Annotated in this window: 19 protein-coding genes; 3 read left to right on the top strand and 16 right to left on the bottom strand. The window is 45.8% G+C overall.

The genetic code is table 11. From position 1 onward, the window contains the following. Window positions 1-680: 680 nt before the first annotated feature. The 6 genes from B5E77_RS16935 to B5E77_RS00265 all read right to left on the bottom strand — a co-directional run bounded on the left by B5E77_RS16935 (window position 681) and on the right by B5E77_RS00265 (window position 7,490). Window positions 681-824: a hypothetical protein gene (locus B5E77_RS16935; RefSeq protein WP_162609607.1), complete on the bottom strand. Its 144-nt coding sequence runs from the start codon at window positions 822-824 to the stop codon at window positions 681-683. Then, the gene (locus B5E77_RS00285) at window positions 821-1,351 is read right to left on the bottom strand and encodes a hypothetical protein (RefSeq protein ID WP_087163390.1); all 531 of its coding nucleotides are present in this window, start codon (window positions 1,349-1,351) and stop codon (window positions 821-823) included. Before B5E77_RS00285 ends, B5E77_RS16935 begins: the two co-directional genes overlap by 4 nt. Window positions 1,352-1,985: 634 nt before the next feature. Then, window positions 1,986-5,282 (bottom strand): hypothetical protein, encoded by a 3,297-nt coding sequence (locus B5E77_RS00280; protein ID WP_087163389.1) that lies wholly within the window; start codon window positions 5,280-5,282, stop codon window positions 1,986-1,988. A gap of 117 nt (window positions 5,283-5,399) precedes the next feature. Next, entirely contained in the window at window positions 5,400-5,918 is a 519-nt protein-coding gene (locus B5E77_RS00275) for a hypothetical protein (RefSeq protein WP_087163388.1), read from the bottom strand. 319 nt (window positions 5,919-6,237) lie between these two features. Then, window positions 6,238-6,645, bottom strand: a complete 408-nt coding sequence (locus tag B5E77_RS00270) for a hypothetical protein (RefSeq protein ID WP_087163387.1) — start codon at window positions 6,643-6,645, stop codon at window positions 6,238-6,240. 107 nt (window positions 6,646-6,752) lie between these two features. After that, complete coding sequence (locus B5E77_RS00265; RefSeq protein ID WP_087163386.1) at window positions 6,753-7,490, bottom strand: hypothetical protein; 738 nt, start codon at window positions 7,488-7,490, stop codon at window positions 6,753-6,755. A gap of 1,190 nt (window positions 7,491-8,680) precedes the next feature. Here B5E77_RS00265 and B5E77_RS00260 point away from each other — a divergent pair. Further along, the gene (locus B5E77_RS00260; RefSeq protein WP_087163385.1) at window positions 8,681-8,971 is read left to right on the top strand and encodes a helix-turn-helix domain-containing protein; all 291 of its coding nucleotides are present in this window, start codon (window positions 8,681-8,683) and stop codon (window positions 8,969-8,971) included. Between the two features lie 26 nt (window positions 8,972-8,997). On the opposite strand, the gene B5E77_RS00255 is transcribed toward B5E77_RS00260, so the two are convergent. From B5E77_RS00255 to B5E77_RS00245, 3 genes are all read right to left on the bottom strand, one after another. Then, entirely contained in the window at window positions 8,998-9,306 is a 309-nt protein-coding gene (locus tag B5E77_RS00255) for a hypothetical protein (protein ID WP_087163384.1), read from the bottom strand. 178 nt (window positions 9,307-9,484) lie between these two features. Beyond that, a complete protein-coding gene (locus tag B5E77_RS00250; RefSeq protein WP_087163383.1) occupies window positions 9,485-10,336 on the bottom strand; it encodes a hypothetical protein in 852 nt (283 codons plus the stop codon). Between the two features lie 107 nt (window positions 10,337-10,443). Continuing rightward, the gene (locus tag B5E77_RS00245; protein ID WP_087163382.1) at window positions 10,444-11,013 is read right to left on the bottom strand and encodes a recombinase family protein; all 570 of its coding nucleotides are present in this window, start codon (window positions 11,011-11,013) and stop codon (window positions 10,444-10,446) included. A 547-nt stretch (window positions 11,014-11,560) separates the two neighbouring features. Between B5E77_RS00245 and B5E77_RS17585 the strand changes: the two genes are divergently transcribed. Next, window positions 11,561-11,650, top strand: coding sequence for a putative holin-like toxin (locus tag B5E77_RS17585; protein WP_334293257.1), 90 nt, complete (start codon window positions 11,561-11,563; stop codon window positions 11,648-11,650). A 270-nt stretch (window positions 11,651-11,920) separates the two neighbouring features. On the opposite strand, the gene rpsR is transcribed toward B5E77_RS17585, so the two are convergent. The 4 genes from rpsR to B5E77_RS00225 all read right to left on the bottom strand — a co-directional run bounded on the left by rpsR (window position 11,921) and on the right by B5E77_RS00225 (window position 14,556). Beyond that, a complete protein-coding gene (gene rpsR / locus B5E77_RS00240; RefSeq protein ID WP_087163381.1) occupies window positions 11,921-12,187 on the bottom strand; it encodes a 30S ribosomal protein S18 in 267 nt (88 codons plus the stop codon). A 44-nt stretch (window positions 12,188-12,231) separates the two neighbouring features. After that, window positions 12,232-12,693: a single-stranded DNA-binding protein gene (locus tag B5E77_RS00235; RefSeq protein WP_087163380.1), complete on the bottom strand. Its 462-nt coding sequence runs from the start codon at window positions 12,691-12,693 to the stop codon at window positions 12,232-12,234. Window positions 12,694-12,732: 39 nt separating this feature from the next. Further along, window positions 12,733-13,020 (bottom strand): 30S ribosomal protein S6, encoded by a 288-nt coding sequence (rpsF, locus tag B5E77_RS00230; protein ID WP_087163379.1) that lies wholly within the window; start codon window positions 13,018-13,020, stop codon window positions 12,733-12,735. A gap of 132 nt (window positions 13,021-13,152) precedes the next feature. Then, window positions 13,153-14,556 (bottom strand): putative ABC transporter permease, encoded by a 1,404-nt coding sequence (locus B5E77_RS00225; RefSeq protein WP_204247994.1) that lies wholly within the window; start codon window positions 14,554-14,556, stop codon window positions 13,153-13,155. Window positions 14,557-14,762: 206 nt separating this feature from the next. Between B5E77_RS00225 and B5E77_RS00220 the strand changes: the two genes are divergently transcribed. After that, window positions 14,763-15,029, top strand: a complete 267-nt coding sequence (locus B5E77_RS00220; RefSeq protein WP_087163378.1) for a hypothetical protein — start codon at window positions 14,763-14,765, stop codon at window positions 15,027-15,029. A 44-nt stretch (window positions 15,030-15,073) separates the two neighbouring features. Here B5E77_RS00220 and B5E77_RS00215 read toward each other — a convergent pair whose 3' ends face one another. The 3 genes from B5E77_RS00215 to B5E77_RS00205 all read right to left on the bottom strand — a co-directional run bounded on the left by B5E77_RS00215 (window position 15,074) and on the right by B5E77_RS00205 (window position 20,109). Continuing rightward, a complete protein-coding gene (locus tag B5E77_RS00215; protein ID WP_087163377.1) occupies window positions 15,074-16,189 on the bottom strand; it encodes an aminopeptidase in 1,116 nt (371 codons plus the stop codon). A 93-nt stretch (window positions 16,190-16,282) separates the two neighbouring features. Beyond that, window positions 16,283-18,823: a hypothetical protein gene (locus B5E77_RS00210; protein ID WP_087163376.1), complete on the bottom strand. Its 2,541-nt coding sequence runs from the start codon at window positions 18,821-18,823 to the stop codon at window positions 16,283-16,285. Beyond that, window positions 18,820-20,109: a class I SAM-dependent methyltransferase gene (locus tag B5E77_RS00205; protein ID WP_087163375.1), complete on the bottom strand. Its 1,290-nt coding sequence runs from the start codon at window positions 20,107-20,109 to the stop codon at window positions 18,820-18,822. The genes B5E77_RS00210 and B5E77_RS00205 overlap by 4 nt, the downstream gene beginning before the upstream one ends. Between the last annotated feature and the right edge of the window lie 17 nt (window positions 20,110-20,126).

Raw genomic sequence — 20,126 nt, 5'->3', positions numbered from 1 at the left:
TTGGTTAAAACTAACCAATCCCCCAAAAGTTAAAATAAACCAAATTTTATATTTTTCTTTGTCCTCATTTTCTTTTTTGAAATTTCCTCATTTTCGCCCATAAATCCACCCTTTTTTCGTTTTTCCAGAACCTAAGACAATTAAAAACGGAAATTTTGGTTTGCAGTAACTTAATTCATCCAAAAATTTTCCACTCTATTCTGGTTAATTTTAAGAGAATTTACATTTATTTCCTTTCTGTTGTATCTCAAATTTTTCTCTTTAGCTTGTCAAATTAAACTTTACAGTCTTTTTATCAAAGAGCACAAAAAATGGCAGGCCTCACATTTCTGCTCTGGCCTGCCTGCTTCATTTAAGGAGTTCTTTTCATTTAATTCTGTATCTACTGTTCATTGCCTTTACAAGTGCCGACAGCAATTTACTATCCAACATGTATTGACTATCAGTTGGCATTTGCACTATTGCCACCAAAAAATGCAGAGGATGAAAAACACGGTATATGTTTGATTGCTGTGTATCCTGAACAACGTAACAAGTATCTCCCAAAGTATAAACCTCCTTGAAATTATTTTTAAATTTCTCCCTACTCCACCAGCAACCCTTAGCATAGCTGAAATTGGAAAAGGTACATGCCAGCTCTTTTCCCTGACATGTACCCTCTCTTACTTCCTCTGCCCGATTCAGGCTTTTTCTTCCTCCATAGCCGCACAGACTTTTAACAGTTTATATGCTTTATATCCTAGGAATAACAATCCAGCTACCGCTATCGCCCTTAACTGCAAGTCCAGAATTGAAAGAATTATCAGTACATTAAACTCTGTCATGAAGCCTGCGCCTCCTTCTTATCTGCTGGAATTTCTTTTCTCGGCTTGCTCTCTTTCTTAGCAATGCTGTCCTCGAATACCTTTGCCAGCTTCAGATTCCCGTTTCCGTCCAGCTTACAGCCTCCCTGGATTAAACCCATTTCCAAAAGTGTCATGAGTTTATCAATGGATACTTCTGACCGCCCGAACCTGCTGTTCATAAGCTCGTATCTTCCGTCCTTGCTGTCCTTCACTCCAATCAAGGTAAAGAATACATTTGCCGCCGCTTCTTCATTATTCAAAGGTTTCATGCTCTTTAAAGTCGTTTTCACCATAATGTCTGTCTGACAGAAGCCTTCTTCATCAAGCACCAACTCCTCTGCGTCATGGTTCATCTTCAGGCCATATATTAATTCACCTTTCTCAATCGACTTCTTAATGTCTGTCTCAGTCATTCCAAGGATTTCTCCTTTTAAGGTATCAAGTATCTCATAACCCTGAATCCTACAACCAAACTGCTTCACCTGATTAATAATAATCTTACACATATTCTAGTCTCCTTTTCTTTTAGAATGGTTTCTTTTTCTTTACATCCTTATACTAACGCTGATTTTACCCGGTGTCTGCTGACGAAATAGCCAGAAGTTACATATAGAAATTAGGGGGGTTGCCGGACTTTATACAGGAATCCTTTGCTACCAGCTTGCATTAAACCTCATACCATACGCTTACACCAGATGAAACGGTCTCCCGGCTCCATAGCTCCCATTTTCCCATTGATACGCTGAACCATAGGAAAATTTCCATGCTTGCTGTCATAAGCATACCCTTTTCAACCCTATGTTGACCTCTTTCATGGAGGATAAACATTCCTTCGGAAATTTTTACTTTTTTACCACTAAATGAAACCGCTTTGACTGTATATCAATTTTTACCCCCTGCTTACAGGGTACTGCTGACGTTTTTCATCATAAGAACACCTGAATTTCACACCCGATAGATAATTAATCATCTGACTTGAAATTTTTTATTTCTGTTGATAACACCTACGCTTCATTAAACTGTATCCTTTGAAATCATTCCCTGCTTCACAGGAAAGGCTTTTTCCTCTATACCTATAGCTAATTTTTAAAAATCAGGAGGTTCCCCATATAGAGGAGCCTCCCTGATTATTTTAATTAGTTAATCCAAATCCTGTACGTTCACGTTCGGAATTACAAAGACCTTCGATTTATACATGTCCTGTATTCCGCTGATATGAATGTCCTGCCCTTTAAAGCTACCAGCATATCCTGAACCTTTATCTGGATATTTAATGCTATAACTGCTTAAACGATATGCGCTACTGTATGCGGAACTAAACAGGTCTGCTCTGCCGCTATTACTGGGGCATAATGCCGGATCGAGGACTGTCTCTCGTCTGGCGGGGTTCTGTAAACCTACACCAAACTGGCTCGTCTGTACCATGATAACTAACTCAAAAGCTTCATTGTACCACTTAGCATCAGGAGCCCAAGAAGCTGTTTCATCATCACCAGTGTTACGTTCTATTGTAGATACGAAGTTAGAAATCACTCCCATACGGCTGTCTAATTCTTTCGCTACTCCGCTTAAACTGCTTGCACTCTGGTCTTTGGCTAATATTCTGGAACCAGCGGTTCCTATGACACCGTCATAACTTTTCGCCTTAGCCAGATAAACATTACCTGAGGTATCGGAATAAATCCTGTAGAAGATTGTACTTAGGGAGGCTTCACCAGCCTGTACTAAAGCACTTTGAATATCACCTACGCTATCCGCTGATGAAGTCATGTAATACTTATCCTCATCAGACAGGCTACCATTTAAACCATAACCGCCTCTCTGAACTGTAGTATAGTCACCACCAAATACATTAGTGGTCTCCGGGTTTTTATTGACGCTCTGTTCGATATAGTAGCCATTATTGAAACTTTCAATAGCACTCTCCACAAACTCCTGATGTGCCTGCTGGGCTGACGCTATGGTATGCGGATCACTTCCGAAACTTGTTCCGGCTTCTACGAGACGCTGACGGTTCTCACCCTCGGAGACAAACTGCCAACTTCTCAATACAATGCTCGCCCCGTTCAGCCCGTCGCTACTAACACTATACAAGGCTCCGCCCGGGAGTACCTTGTTTCTGTCAGCCCAAGGATTACCTGCTGACGGATTGGTGGCAAGCTGATGTACACTCCATTGCTGGCTCATAATGTTAAGGTTTTCATCTTGCTGTTTTTTGTACCCGGCTTCAAAGTACTCATTGACCGTTAAACTCCGCTTATGCTGTGACAGCACATTCACGTCATGCTTTTCAGAAGAATCTACTTCGTATGTCATTCTAATATAAGGATAAAAAGAAAGTACCGTGTCCCCAGCTATGCCTATACCATTTCCCCTTGTCACTCCACCCATGGAGGATAGGTTTTTAGGGGCTGATGTGCTGACGGAGCCTGAGGGCTGACCGGAATAGCTATAAACCTTCACATTGCCAGTAGCATTTACTTCACGGTCTGGTGTGGCTATGCTCTCAACGCTCTCCCTATGTCCACAGGAAAATCGACCGCTCGTTACATAATCTCCAGAGGAATCCTCTTTCAGCAAAATGGTTAATGGCACGTCTGTTTCTCTAGCTGTCCAGCGTTCGGACTGTGGAATGTTAGCTAAACGCCCAACTAAACTGTCTATTGGGGATGTCTCCCAGCTTACTCCAGATGAATCCGAAAAACTATAGTCAGCAAGCGTCAATTCATCCTGTGCCCTCCACACAGTGAAAGTATAATCCCATGCTTTGGTGAGCTTAACCTCCCCTGCATAGGTTCTGGTGTACTGTACTCCATTTTCCGGGTGTACCTTTGGACTAAACTCACCAGCTATAGCCAATATATGGCTATAGGAACTTTCATACTCGTTTCTCACTTTTAAATTTAATGTATTGTCGCCAAGTATGACTTCTGTGTTTCCGCAGTAGTGATTACACGGCCTATGTACGACCTCATTATTCACAATGCCGTCATGGTTATCATGCAAGGGGCCAAATCCACATACACTTAAACCTAAGCTGGGGCTAGTCCATGTGATCCGCCTGTCTAAACCACTAAACTCAGCCACATCGGAAAGTTTGAAATATCTGCTGATTTCACTTTCTCTCAGGATTAAATCCTGTTCTACGGTTTCTTCTTCCTCACGAACAAGCAATACAAATAATGTTCTCTCTCCTGTATCATAATCTAGGCTCACGGTTCCGGGTGAACTGCCGCTTTGGGGTTTCCAGCACTTATTGACCTGCTCCCATGTTGTATTGGAAGGATATGGTCTCAAGATTACCATGGAACTTGTATGCCACTCTTTCACATTATATAGAGGCTCATCCATGATTTCTATGTTCTTACAAACCTTTAAACGGGTATAGCAGCCTTCATACTCCCGACTACCGTCATTCTTTTCAAGGGCATATATCTTGACTATTGAGTATATACCCTCTTGTCCTTTGGTCTTAGGCTGTTCGGCCGGGCCTTTGGAGTCCCCTAACACTGTATCATAGGTTCTTATCAGGCCGTTCATCGTAATATCACTGATTCGATAAATCGCTACGTCATATCCATACTGTAAACCCATTTCTGTAGTTATGGTTCCCCCTGTCTGCTCTGGTACTGCTAACTTGTCAAACCTATCCATAGACCAGCCTTCTCTTTCTACAACCTGTATGCCTATTGCAAAGATAGTATTAGTACGGCTCTTAAGAGGAACTCCACCAGTTTCCCAATAATCACCGGAACCACATCCACTATAACACCAGTCACACCAATTATAGAAGGTTCCTGCAAATGCTTTCCCGGTATAATTATTCCAACCTCCGCTGGGGTTTTTGGTTTCATTGATTGGAGCATAAACTCCAAAGTTAGCTAAACCTTCAATAAACAGAAAATATGGATCCTCTCCAGCATTCTCCCGGAACTCATCAAGTACACCTTCACCAAAGACCTGCTCTATGGCTCTTTCAGCATTATTCATGTCATAGCCTTCTTTGACTTCAAGCAACCAGTTCTCTACTGCCTGATAGTTAGTTGCTTCTCCTATCCAAGGCTTAGGCATGTCACCCTCTAACAGATTAGAAGCGATCTCCTGCTCCCATAAAGAAGCAAGTCGCGTTCCTCCACGGGTTGTTCTGCCATATTTAAACTGATTGCCTGTAAAAAATTCATCTGGTGAACAAAACCAAATGTCAAGCACAGGGCTTTTGGAGGTGTTACTCTCATTGACAATATACAGCCGGAATCCCTGCCGCACTTCGCTCCAGCCTCCTACGATACCGTTTAAACTTGCATTACCTGTTCCTTCTCCACCTATGTTTACGTTTCCACCAGCCTCAGAAGCATAAACTACAGGTAACTGGAATACTAATAATGCCATGAACAAAATAATCAATGTACACTTGAAAAAATATAATATCTTATTCATTTATCTACCTGTATCTCCTTTCTCTAAAATAGTCTCTAAAAATGCTGTGAGCAGTAGACATTGTGTGCCTACTGCTCAATTATGTTTCCTTAGTTCTGTTTTAAGGCTGGTTATGGTTTACCAGTTCAGTATTTCATCAAATTCATCGGGTGTATATACATCCGGATCATTAGCCGCTTCATATTCGTTTACGGCCTGCCAGTATTCTTCCCATGTATCGTACTGCACACCATTAAACGTTAAGTTGTTTGTCATTTCAAGAGTTTCCTCGTCCAAATCTTCCCGTCTCTGTCCCTCTGTCACAGGAGCCTCATCTATTTCAGCCTGTACTTCTTCATCAGATACACCGTCAACGCCTGTTCCGTTGCCTTCAACAGTAAGTTCAGGTTCAGCAGTTTCCGGTTCATCAGATGTATTGGTGTCGCTGGAAGATAAACCCTCATCAGTAGCTTCAACTTCATCAGTAATGTCGGTTTCTATGCTGGTCTCCGGCTCTGTAATGGTTTCTGTGGTCTCCGTGTCTGTGGTTTCTGTGTTCTTCTGACCACAAGCGGCACATCCGGTTAAACTAAACAGCAACAGCATTGTTAAAATTGTCAGTAACCAAAATCTTAATTGTGTATTGTTCTTTCTCATAGCTTAAACCTCCTTGCAAAAATTGCTTTTATTTTTTATTTATTTTTACTATTATTTACTCATAAGTTAGAGTGTTGGTTGCAATTATCGAAATATTTGCTATTTATATGAAATCTTGATGTTGCTGCATTTGTTGCAATCACCCCTATGGCTTAATCAAAAAATACTACTGGTTTATGGTAACGCTGGTAACACATATAGGGATTAAACTATATATTGTACATGATTAGAGGACACCTTTAATTAGGTGTCCCCATGCTATATTAGATTAATCTATAATGATTAATCCGTGAGCAGTACTAGAATATGTATCATACTTTCACACCCTGTAATCCTCTGTTAAATATTTAATTCCTATATGTTTTCCTTTTATTACTGGCCTTGCTAATTGATCTACATCATTAGCAAAACTTCTTCCTATTATGACATAATAATTATCATGGTCATTGTAATAAAAATCGTACAATTCTCCTTCCAATATGTCGTCAGCTTGATCTATGAAGATTATACTATTTTTTCTATTTCTTAAATCCGATAAACCAACAAGCTGATAGTTTCCAATATCTATGCACAATATATTATCTCCCATGTCATTTTCGACAGAAAAGTTTTTAACTGTATTGTATAGATAAGATTTACCTGTTCCACTGTCTCCGCTTAGAATTGTTACACGACTTTTTAAATTTAACTCTACTTGTATTCTTTCATATTCAAATTTTAATTCCATGTGCTCCAATTCCTTCCCTACAAGCTCATATTAAACTCTTAAAATACTGTGAGCAGTAGACTTGTAATTGTCTACTGCTCTTTATAACATTTCCTAAGATCTTTATGCTAGTCAGGGATACCTGAGTACCTGCCGTCATGGATTCCAGAAGCTTCTTCGAGACGTTTCACTAATTCAGGGTCGGCTGGGTTATCTCCACCGTTAACGCTTATCTCTGCAGCTGATTCTTCCATGTAGTCATTGTATGCGTAAGGGTCGAAATAAATGGTGTCCCCACCGACACGAGCGAAGGGTTCGTCGGAGGCTTCGGCTAAAGCTACTATGTCATAGGGGCGCTCTGCTAAGATTGCCTCTGCTTCGGCTTTAGTCATATTACGCCAGGATTCATCACCAGGGGTTCCGACTACGTTGGTGAGTGTGCCTCCTTGGCCATTGTCACAACTTCCATTTTCCATAATTTCCTCATATCTTTCAAGGTTTCTTAAGAATATGTCGTCGCTGGTACTGGCTCGTAGGGCGTCAATTTCTTCCTGGGTAAGGGCTGTCTCACCTACTGTTTCACCGTCTACCTCTACATCGGAACCACTCTCAATATCTTCCATGCCTGAAGGAAGATTGACCGTGCCGCTTTCGCCGATGTTCTCACTGTCACCGGAAGATAAACTTTCATCGGGTTCAGGTATCTCCACTTCTGCTATTACGTTGCTTGATGTGACTGCGGAGCCTGTTTCCTGTTTACTACAGCCATATAAACTCAATAACAGCAATAACGCCATAAGGCATGATAACGCTTTGGCTATGTTAGGCTTGGCTCCTTTCTTTGATATGTTGATTCTTTTGTTCATGATGTTACCTCCCCTTATATCGTAAGATTAATATTAAAATTACAAAGTATCCTGTGTTTGCAACTAAGCTGATACAAAGTACCTGTGACAACAGACTATGCTGGTTCTGCTTATGCGAGATTAAACAACCAGATACAACATTACAACATAAGCCATATACACAATTTCAACTGCCTGTCGCAACGAAATCAATAGCAGTCAGTCCATTTAGCTCTGCTCAATCAGATCAGCTTACAGATGTTCATACAACTACCATTAGCTTTCAGTTAGCTTAGTTCAGCTTATTCAGAGTTCAGCAAAGTTCAGAGAACATCAGTTCGCTCCAGCTTAACCCTTTGCGGAGACATTGATATATCAAAACCAAGTTGGGTAGTGCGCTAACCAAAATTTACCATAATGCTATAGCGAAAGTGTGGAGATTCAGCCGATACACTAACTGTTCTATCAGTGCCGATGTATAAAATTTTTAAATTCACACGCTTTTCTGGTAACATGGTAACACGAACCTAGTTTCATGCGGTTCAGGGAAAGCACTGCGACAGTTCCCCCGAAAACACGAAAGCGAACACCCCTTTAAAAAGCGAACAATATAGCCACTACTTTCTTACTATCAAGATTACCCTGATTAAACCTGATTACCGGATTTTTTGTCTGGCTAATCTTTTTTGTGTCCTAGCCACTACTCTCTACTCTTAGCAAGGTGATTTTTCATAAAGCACACTACCAGCACAGCCATGCTTCTACGATTTTTATATTAGCTGTTGTTCAGCTACTACCCCCTTTTACTTAGCTACTACCCTCTACTCGTAGTACAGTTTTTCTTCATAGAGTATCTTCCCGATACAGCCGTGCCTCTATGATTTTTTTACCAGCTATTGCTCAGCTATTACCCTTTACCCTTAGTACAGTTTTTTCATAAAGCACACTGCCAGCACAGCCATGCTACTGCGATTTTTTCATTAGCTATTGCTCAGCTATTACCCTTTACTCTTAGTATGGTAATCCTTTTCTAAAGCACTCTGCCAGTACACCCTTAATTAAACCTGATTCTTATACTTATTGTCAAGGTTTATCCCCTATCACATACAGTTTACCACACCTATAGTCAATGTCAATCACTTTAAGAGAGTGTTTCAATCTCCATTTGAGTTCGCCCGGCATTATACAATGCTCATAGGAGGTACACTCTTATGATACAAGGCTTATCTGAACGATTAAAAGAATTACGCAGGCAACGTGGATTTTCCCAAAAAGCTGTCTCTGACCTTATCCACGTTGTCCCCTCTGCCATAGCCGCCTATGAAACAGGGGAACGTACGCCCAGCGTGGAGAAGCTCATTGCCCTTGCTAAACTCTACCACGTATCTGTCGATTATCTGCTGGGACTGGAAAAATCCGAACCAGGCAAATTCATTGACGTTTCTCATCTTACGGAGGAACAGGCTTCTATTCTCCGTTCCCTAGTCGCAACTATGGAATAAACAGGCATTATACATAAACTGCCTGTTTATTCCTCTATGTCCTTTTCTTCTTCCGCAGGGTTCATCTCATGTTCCCGCCTGTAGCATTCCTCTGCAAGTTCAAGCAGTTTTATCACGTCCCGGTAATAAATCATTTCCAAGAGTTCCTTTGTAACATAAAGACAGGCTATGGCTCCTTCTTTCTGGGAACTGCTATAGGATACCTGTTCTATGTTCACATACTCCAGCAGTCCTATTAATTTCTCAAAAGATTGCTCCAGCGCATAACAACGGTCTGTTATATCTGCAATCAGGTTCCCGATTCTCCGTTCCCTTAGTTCACTGCTCTCCACCATGTCAGCCTCCTTCCTTATTGGTACCAGAATCATAACGCTGACATTTTGGAAATTCAATGGTGTTTTTTCACAGAAATTTCCGTGGTATATATACGAATCGGCCAGTCTTTTTCCTATTATGCACCCGCTGTTTTTTGGTAGCACTGGTAGCAGACTCAATCCACCAGTTAAACCATATTCACAGATTAAGTCTTATACTCCCGGTATTCAGCACCTCATCTTCAAACAGAAACATATCCTCTACAGCCTCAGGCTCCATTTTCTTCTCAGCAAACGCTCTAAGTTCTTTATGCGCCTGCCTTGTAAGTCTGCAAATATCACTTATACAGTAATTCATCTCCATTATTTGTAATGGCTCAAAACTCTCACCAGCCCGCAGCTTATCCATACACTGATTGAGCGTTTCTCTAAGGCTGTCCAGATTCTTATACATGCTACATAATGCACCGTTTATTTTGTCCTGTTCATCCCTCAGACAAAGATCTCCCGGCTTTCCAATCGTCTGTATAATATTATTAATAAAGTTTCTTTGCTTTTCATCAAGCACGCTTTTATCAAAATACTCATTGCTTACTATACCAGCCACAACGCACCCGTACCGAATCACATACGCTAAGCCATATCTATTTTTCCAGTTTGTATCTACTGCTTTCACATCCTGGCTACAGATAAGATTTCCATACTTGGCACCAAAAATCTGGGCTGTATCCTTGTATGAATACCCTGCGCTACATATACGCTTCACTATGCCTTCACGCACAATCGCTACTGCCAGATTTTTGCTTGCAAGAACTTTTGATACTGGAATGACTAAATCCCATTTAAACAGATTTTCAGCTTCTCCGAGCATTCTTCTGAACTGCTCTGCGTTTCTCAAATACCCCTCAAACGCCTCCACTTCATCCCTAAGCCCATACTGCCCTATCTGGTGTTCGTTTATGTCGGCATACACTGACTTGGTAAAGTTGTATAACCGATATGTACTGCTCTCAGCATTCCTCCAGATGATTCTGCAAATATCATTACTCATGTATTTTCCTCCTTAAAGCATTTATTTTTTATATTTTTGTCTCCCAGCAATTTTGCAGGCTCCGTAATTCTGGTAACACTGGTAACACTAGTAGCAGAGATAACCTCTTAAAACTCCAGCTTTTCCTCATTCCACTCGTTCACCTTCCTGTAAAAGGTACTCCTGCTGATTCCAAGTCTCCGGCAAGCTTCTGTTGCTGTTATCTTCTTATCGTACCATTCCCAATAAACCTCATCAAAGTTATCCAGCTTTTTAGCAGGCCGTCCCTTATATTTCCCTTGTTCTTTTGCTACCTCTATACCCTCTCTCTGACGCTCAAGAATATAGCCCCGCTCCAACTCGGCTATAGCGCCAAAAACCGTAAGCATAAACTTTCCAGCGGATGTCTTTGTGTCAATGCTCTCCTTCTGGCTGATAAACTGCACATTCTTCTGGTTTAATTTCTCCACCAATTCAAGCAGATCTTTTGTGTTCCTTGCAAATCTGGATATACTCTCTACAATTACCATGTCCCCGGTTCTCACAAAGTTCATCATTTTTTGGAGTTCCGGGCGGTCTGTGTTCTTGCCGCTTACTTTGTCAATGTACACCTTATCCACCCCTAAACGCTCCATTAGTTCTTCCTGTCTCGCCGTGTTTTGTTCTGCCGTGCTGACACGCACATAACCTACCTTCATGCCTCTTTCCTCCTGCACATTTTATTTTTGATACACATTTTTGAGACTGTCCCATTTGGGTATACTCTACTAAAGCGACATTTTTTCCACTGAAATCTGTCCCAATAGAGCATATTTTCCACTTTTTATACACCTTTTGAAACATATCTCATTTAATACCCTTTATCATTTTGAGGCACTCATATAAGTCCAATCCTTTTTTGAAACACAACCGACAATCCAGAGTTTCCGCTCTTTTTTCATCCTTTCATACTCATATAAAACGCAGGATTTTTTCCTGAACTGCTGACTATTTTTTTCTTACTGCTTATAGGGGAAAATGGGAAAGATAAACGAATTTTGAAAAACCCTTGATAAAAAAGAATAGCCGACCACTGCTATCAATAGCTAGCCGGTTTACATAAAGTTGACTGCAAACTCCAAATTTACAATCCCTTAGATATATGATATACTGACTTCACGGAAAGTCAGAGCGCATTAGGCGGCCTACCCTCCATTTTTACGGAGGGGCTGAACCCTCCGACCAAAGAGGAAGGGGGCGAAGCCAATGATTACATATTCTGAATTGCTTCAGTTTTGTACATTCATTGTGGCCTTGGTGGGATTGTGTTACACAATCTTCCGGGGCAGAAAATAGCCGCCACTATTCGCAGTAGTGACGGCTAATGATAAAATTAGCTTAAAACTATACGGGTAGGCCGTGTGTCTCTGGCTTTCCCTTTTCTACTGTTAATATAACATAATCCGGGCCGGAAAGCAAGGGAAAATCATGTATCCATTCCTTCCCTCTCGCCTTCCGGCCCGTCCTTTTTCCTGAGTCAGCCCCCAGATTTCCTGCGTCAAAGTTGAGTCAAAATTGAGTCAAATTTTCTGCCCGGAACCCCGGAAAGCCCGTATTTATCAGGTTTTAGTCCATCACATACGGCATGAGAGCTACGTGACGTGCTCTCTTGATCGCTACAGTCAGCGCTCTCTGGTGCTTTGCACAGTTTCCTGTGATTCTTCTGGGAAGGATCTTTCCTCTCTCAGATACGTATCTCTTTAACTTTGCTACATCCTTGTAGCTGATCTCGTTATTCTCTTTGCCGCAGAATACGCAGACTTTCTTTCTTCTGCGTCCCATGCCTCTCCGTCTCATCGGAGCGTCGCCTTTATCGGATTTTGTGTAAGCCATGGCTGTTTCCTCCTTCTATAATTCTATAAACTGTTCCACGATTGTCAGTTGAACGGAAGCTCCTCGTCAATTCCATCCGGGATGTTCATAAAGCCATCTCCCGCCGCTGCGGAAGGAGCCGGTGCAGACTGGAACGGATTGGAGCTCTGCTGGGGCTGGAAGCCTGTGCCGCGCTCGCCTGCGGCTGCCTTGCTCTCCGCAAATTCCTGCTCCTCCACTACCACGTCTGTGGTATAAACCTTCTGTCCGTCACGGTTCGTATAGCTTCCGGTCTGGATACGGCCGGTGATCGCTATCTTCGTTCCCTGGCGCAGATACTTCTCTGCAAACTCAGCCTGCCGGCCAAAAGCCACGCAGCCGATAAAATCAGCCGTCGCGTCGCCGTCTCTTCTGAATCTGCGGTCTACTGCCAGCGTATATCTTGCTACCGCTGTGGCGCTCTCGCCCTGCGAATAGCGCACATCCGGATCTCTTGTCAAACGTCCCATTAAAATGACCTTATTCATACCAACAATCCTCCACTTTTCCGGTCAAAAACCTTACGTCTATGCGTCTTTGCGAACACACAGATAGCGGATGACATTCTCCATGATGCGAACATGCTTCTCTACCTCAGCCGGGCAGTCAGCCTCAGCGTCGAACTGGATGAAGTAGTAGAATCCTTCTCTCATGTGCTGAATCTCGTAAGCAAGACGCTTCTTGCCCCAATCTTCAACCTCTGTCACAACGCCGCCGTAACGGGCAATGTACTCTTTTGCCTTCTCCACGGTAGCGGTTCTGACATCATCCTCTGCCTTTGCATTCACAACTAATGCTAATTCATACTTGTTCATGCTTTACCTCCTTTTGGTCTCTGGCTTCCTCACTCTGGGGGAAACAAGGAAATTAATAATATATCACGAGGTAATACTATACCATAGATTTTCTGGAAATTCAAGCTCTTTTCGCAGGAAAATCGCAGGGATTTACGGGTTTTCCGCATCATTCTCCCCGCTCTGCACCGCTTCCGGCCCCTTCGGCTTTTCCACGATTCTCAGATTCGGGAACCGCTTCTCTATCCGTTCGTCCGGAAAATGCTTATCCATGAACGCGTCTGCCGGCGTGTGAAGCCCCTCCCCTGTCTGCCGAACCGTGTACCGGTTCATGGCCAGGGCTGTCACGCCGATGTCAAACACCATAAACACGATCAGAATCCAGGTAACCCAGGTTCCGGTTTTCTTCGGTATCTTCTCAATCCACTTTGAGATAAACGGATAAAGGAGCTTCATCCAGACCACTGCCGCAATCCCCCAGAAAAAGCAGAACAGCAGATTGATCCGGCCTCCCAGGTTGAAGGGGATATTGCTGTAATCCCAGAAAACCGTGCCGAAGACGATTTCTGTAAACACACTGCAGATATATTCATAGGCTCCGCCCATAACCGTGCCGAAGACAAAGATAAAGCTGTCGCTGCGGTCCCGGTACTGATAAAGGATGGCAGTCAGAAGCATGCAGCCCAGTCCCCAGACGATACTGAAGGGGCCATACACCACGCTGCTCCGGCTCATGAGCTTTCCGGCCGTCACAAAGACAAAGATGGTTTCCGTAATATCCCCCAGAAAGGCTCCCAGGAAAAACAGGCTGACCAGCTTATAGAAGGAGCAGCCCCGGGCAAACACGCCCGCCCCCTCTCTGGCCTCCTTCCTTTTCTGCTCCTGCTCCCTTCTGGCTTTCAGGAGCTCTCCTGCATTCAGGGACGGATAGGCCCGCTCCATACGCCGGAGCACAAGCCGGGTCAGGCCCTTGCCCATCGTATCCGCAGTCTTCTGGAGATTTTCCGACACTCCGTAAAGCAGAGACTGCTTCTTCACATGAGATTTAACCTTCAGAATTCCAGTCAGAGTTCCCGCCAGATCAAGGGCCGTTAAAACGACAAGCACAATCAGGATCACTTCTCCCGCCGTCCGGGGAATCAGCTTCAGCGTTCCCCGAAGGAACGGATTTACAAAAAGAACCGATAAAACACCCAGAACACCCCAGATCACAGCATAGGGCAGATTCACATAGCCCCCGAACTGGAATTTCTTTCTTGAATAATCCCACCATCTTCGGTGAAAAATCCGCTCCAGTACAAAGCCTGTAAGCAGAGTCAGCAGAAAGCACAGGATCGCGCCGCCCAGGAACAGGAAAAACAGGTGATCCTTCAGCTCTGTCAGGAATATCGCATATATCACGCCGCCAAAACCATAGGCCGGGCAGACAGGGCCGTAAAGAAACCCTACATCCACGAATTTTTTCTCCCGGACCGCTGCCGCCGCAGTGCCGATGACCCAGCCCGCGAAGGCATATAGGAAAAAGAACCACAGAAGCTCATACAGTATCGGATTCATGTCTCCTCCTCTTTTGCATTACATCTTTCTCGTTAAATTGATATGAGCGACATTATATCGGATCGCAGGGAAAATAACAAGCCCGAAAACACCTTCTTTACAAACCCGGCGGAATCCTCTATACTGAAAATCATTAAACCGCGCGGGAACAGCTGCGCTTCACGTTATCCTGGCTTTATTTTCAATTTTATTTATGGAGGGAAATCATGTTCCGTCTCTGGGCAAAGGAATTTAAAGACAACCGCATGCTGCGGGATACCGTCGTCTGCGACGGCACAGAGGACACAAGGACGCACAAGGTTTTTCATGCGCTGGACCAGGTCTGCCATGAATTTGATTTAAGCCAGCCTGTATGGCTGGATTCCAATATCCGGGAGTTTCAGCGGCACGCAAAGGTACGGTTTTACCAGGACAGCTTTATCGACCAGATTGAATTTGACTACCTGGAGCTTCAGGTGATCGAAGAAGACTAAAGGGCTGCGCCAAAGACAGCGGCAGCCCTTTCCTGTTATACCAGTTATACCAGATTCTCGGGGTTCAGGCAGTCCAGCTCCGGAAGCACAAAGCGTCCGTTTTTCCGGATCAGCCTGTCGTCAAAGTATATCTCGCCCCCGCCGTACTCCTCTCTCTGAATCATGACCAAATCCCAGTGAATCGCGCTTACGTTGCCATTGTATGCGTCGTCGTAGCAGTTGCCCGGCGTAAAATGAATAGAGCCCATAATCTTCTCATCGAAAAGAATATCCTTCATCGGCTTCAGAATATAGGGATTCACTCCGATGGCGAATTCGCCCACATAGCGCGCGCCCTCGTCCGTATCCAGAATCTGGTTCAGGCGCTCGGTGTTATTTGCCGCAGCCTTTACAATCCTTCCGTTCTGGAATTCCAGACGCACATCCTCGAAGGTAAAGCCCTGATAGAGGGACGGCGTATTGTAGGTGATGACGCCGTTTATGGAATCACGAACCGGAGCCGTGTAGACCTCTCCGTCCGGAATATTCAGCTGTCCGTCGCAGGCGATGGCCGGGATATCCTTGATAGAAAAGGTAAGATCTGTTCCCTTTCCGGTCAGCCGCACCTTGTCTGTGCGGTTCATGAGCTCCACGAGCGCCTTCATGGCGCGCCCCATCTTGGAGTAATCCAGGTTGCACACCTGGAAGTAGAAATCCTCAAAGGCTTCTGTGCTTGTGCCGGACAGCTGGGCCATCGACGCGTTCGGATAACGCAGAACCACCCAGCGGGTCTTCGGGACGCGGATACCATGATGTACCGGCGTCGAATACAGGGTCTCATACAGATTCATTTTGTCTGCAGGTACGTCAGACAGCTCTGACACGTTGTCGCTGCCGCGCACACCGATATAGCAGTCCATCTGGGACATCTCCCGGGACGCCAGCTCTGCCATCATCTTAAGCTGCTCCTCTGTACAGTTCAGAAGCACCTCTCTTTGCACCTTCGGATTGATATAGTGCACAAAGGGAAGTCCGCCTGCAGCGTACACTTCCTTCACAAGCTGCCTCGTCAAATCCTCTGTAGAAGGCCCGGTGTAATTGATATATACCTTGTCTCCTGCTTTCACCCTGCAGGAATAGTTCACCAGGTTTTTCGCCAGCGTCTTGATTCTCTCATCCATGTCTGCATATTCCTCCTTCTTCTATCGCTGCCACTGCCGTGTGCTGCTTTTGCAGGGCAGAAGCGGCAGACGCCGCAATTCCTCCGCCCTGCTTTATGCCTCCTCAGCCGGGAGACAGACCAGGAACAGGTTGCCCAGCTCCTCATACATCTGCGTGCTGTCATTGATACCCCGGCGGCTGCTTTCACCGGTAAGCGGGTCCGTGACGATGATGTTCTGCTGATCGTAGCCTGTAATCAGCTCTGCCGCATTTCCTCCCTGCATCGCCAGAACCGGATATCCCTGACTGATATAATACTGTATCATGCTCACAGAGCATCCTGACAAATCAAGCACGCGCCCATTCATCTGTTCCGCAAGAATCTCATAGGGCGTGTAGCCTTCCGCCAGGTAGGCCTCCACATCGCTGTAAATCTGCTGCGTGCCCAGAAGAATCTCAAGAGCCGCCTGCAGACTTGACTCACCTGCGTTCTGCTGGGGATTCTCCATGCCAGACAGCTCTGCCCGGGTTCTCCGTCCGCCTCTTTTCCAGATATACTCCTGGCTGCTGTCCACCACGCAGCCCATAGCGTCATAGGCCTCCAGAATCGCTTCGTTCGCCTTCTGATAAGCTCCCAGGAAGGAGCCGTCAAAGCCATAGGCATAATACCTCTCATCTGCCGTATCTGTCTCCAGGGAGAGCGTCCGGCTTCCCTCAAAAAGCACCTGCTCCGGCGCAAGCTGCCGGAGGCGTCCTGTGCCGTGTCCCTCTGCCAGTGAGAAATAATATTCCCGTTTCTTATCCCCGGAATTCTGCGTTTCCAGAGATATTTTTTCCACATTTTCCACATCCCTGTTTGTAATCGTCTCCGGCACCGCTTCCTCAAAGCCGCCGTCAGCCGAACGCTGCACACATTCGAGCGAAATCCGGTTATCCTCAATCGAAATCGAAACTACAAATTTACCCAGCGCTTCATAGTCAGAGACGCGAAGCTCCTCACCGTACTGGTCCTGAATCACTACACGGCCCATGGGGAACTGCCAGTTCCCCGCAATGTCCTGCTGCACATCACTCTGTCTGGCTTCACCATAGATAAAATCCGTTCCCATGAAGCCCAGCGCCTGAATATAGCAGCCCTCCTGGGTAGAAATGCTTCTTCTCGATCCGGTCTCCAGATCCATCACAGAGACAGAACCGGATTCATACAGGGAATTTTCCTGCTGCCAGGCGGCAAAACGTCCGTCCGACGACACCACGCAGCTCTCTGCGCCGACCTCCGTGGCCGCTGTCTCATATTCCAGCGTATTCAGATCGATCCGGAAAATGCTTCCATCCAGGTACAGGTAAAACTGCTGTCTGTTATTCACATAGGCCAGATCGTTCAGCTCCGCCTGCAGCGCCTCAAAGGAGCGGCTGCTCTCCAGAAATACTCTCTCCTCCACGGAATTTGCCAGAGCGTCATACGTATACAGGGCCACACCAGTCTCTCCCTCGTGAGGGCCCCGGTTCATATATCCATATACCAGGAAATTCATGCTTCCGGATTCGTCCACATCCAGAATCCGGATTGCATGCTCTCCGTAGCTGCCCCGCAGATCGTCCCCCTCGCGGAAGCCGAAGACAAGCGACAGCTTATTCTGCGCCGCGTCGTAGCTCCACAGCTGTCCGTTCTGCACAAAGCCTACAATATTCTCCTCCTGGTTCTTCCGGTATTCCACATCCTCATTCAGTATGCCAAGCATGACAGAATCATCGGAGAAAATATCAAGCTCCGGATCAAAGATGCGGTTTACCTTCCGATCGTAATTCAGGAGATACATTCTCTGCTCCGTGTACCGGACACGGAAGGACTCCGTCACCTCATAGCGCTCTGTCTGCGCCTCTTCATTCTCATACTCTACCTCATACTCCAGGCGGACCGAAGCGACAGAATCCTCTATCTCGGTAATATAGGTTCTGACCTCTCCCTCAGGCGCCTGTACCTCCATATCCGCCCAGATCATCTGATTGTAGCGGGAATGGATCGTCACATGATCCAGCGTATTGTTGTCCGCTGTAGAATCCGTCTCCATATACTGGGCGATACTGACCGTATTGTTTTTGTCAAACAGCGCGTTGTGAATCGTATCAACCAGCTCCAGACATTCTTCCAGATGCGTGCTGCCCACGTTTGCAATATGTGTATAATAATATGCCTCCTGTCCCTGTTCCAGCTCCAGCCGGATCACAAGAAGATATTCTCCGCCATCCTCCAGAAGATCCATCAGCTGGAATGTGGCGCGAATCTCGCTGCCGTCCCGTTCCAGCTCCGTCAGTTCTCCATCCTCTATCAGGCGTTCCGTATCCGTGCTCCTCACTTCATAATGAACGCCCCGCACTGCCGTATCCGGGCTCTCTATGCGCACAGAAATCTCCCGGCTTTCCGGAAGCGGAAGAACTGCGTCCCGGATATAGGATGCGTCCATGCTCTTGGTATAGCCGTGCATCAGATTCAGAGAGCGGCCATTCTGTTCCAGGTAGATCAGAGGCAGCGAAGCCGAAGCCATATGCGCCGTAGAATCTGTATTTCCGGCCATCAGATAATAGCCCATTCCCAGAACGCCGAGAAAAAAGGCCGCCAGGACAGATACGATTTTCAAAACAGTCTTTTTCATTGGCCTTCTCCTCCTTCCCGCCTTCTCCGGTAAGCCTCTGCCGGGGACGCTCCCGCGCCGAGAAGCCTCGCAAGAGTCAGATCTGCGTGCAGCGCCTCTGCGCAGCGCCAGTATTCCTGCCCGCATTCCCTGCGCCTTTTCTCTTCTGCCCTTTTCCCCGGACCTTCAGACACGCTGCCTGCGTTTTCTGCGTCCTTACGCTTCACTGCCCGAATCAGGATGTTCTTCGGCGTATGCTCCATATCGATAAATTCCAGGATCTGCGTGTCGTAGCCCTGCTGCTCCAAAAGCTCCGCCCGCAGTCCGTCTGTCACCAGCGCCGCTATCCTTTCCTTCAAAAGGCCGTATTTCAGCACGGGAGCCAGGACGTCATTCTGAATCTGCGCATTCAGCTCATGCTGGCAGCAGGGCACCGACAGAATGACCTTCGCGTTCCATTTTACCGCCTTATAAAGCGCATGGTCCGTAGCCGTATCGCAGGCATGAAGGGTCACCACCATATCCACCTGACTGCAGCCCTCATACCCGGCGATATCGCCTTCCAGGAAGGTCAGCTTTTCGTATCCATACTTCCGGCCAAGCTCGCTGCATCTGCGAATCACATCTCGTTTCAAATCAAGGCCGATAATCCGCACATCCAGTCCCCGGCACTCCCTGAGATAATAGTAAACCGCAAAGGTCAGATAGGACTTTCCGCAGCCGAAATCCAGGATCGTCAGCTCCCTGTCTCTGGGAAGCGCCGGGAGAATGTCCTCAATAAATTCCAGAAAGCGGTTGATCTGGCGGAACTTGTCATAGCGTGCGTGCACAACCCGGCCCTCCGCAGTCATGACACCCAGATCCACCAGAAAGGGCACCGGTTTCCCTTCTTCCAGCAGATAGGCCTTCTTTCTATTATGTTCCAGATTCGGCCTCTTTACACCGGAAGCCTCCTGCGTTCCATTCCCGGCTCTTCCGCCGCCGGACTGCCGCTTTTCCTTCACGGTCACACGGCCCTTTTTGCTGACCAGCGCAGTCACGCTTCCAGATGGACCTGTCAGCTGCAGCTGGCAGAAGGTATGCTCCATCCAGCTTAAGATACGGTTCAGGAGCTCCTCCTTCTCCATATTTTCATGAAACGCCTGAACTCCCCGGAAAATCTCTGCCTGAAATTTCAGCTGTCCCTTTAAAAGCACTGGCCGGATCCGAACCTTCTGTTCCTCCTGCCCTTTTCGGGGAGCGCTTAAAATAAGCTGCTCCAGATCCTGATCTATATATTTTTCCAGCAATCTTCTTAATTCTTCCATAACGGTTAGTATAGCAC

It is taken from the genome of Lachnoclostridium sp. An131 (assembly GCF_002160825.1).
Classification (GTDB): Bacteria; Bacillota; Clostridia; order Lachnospirales; family Lachnospiraceae; genus Laedolimicola.
Note: the sequence above shows the minus strand (reverse complement) of the source record. Positions and strands in the feature narration are given on the sequence as shown.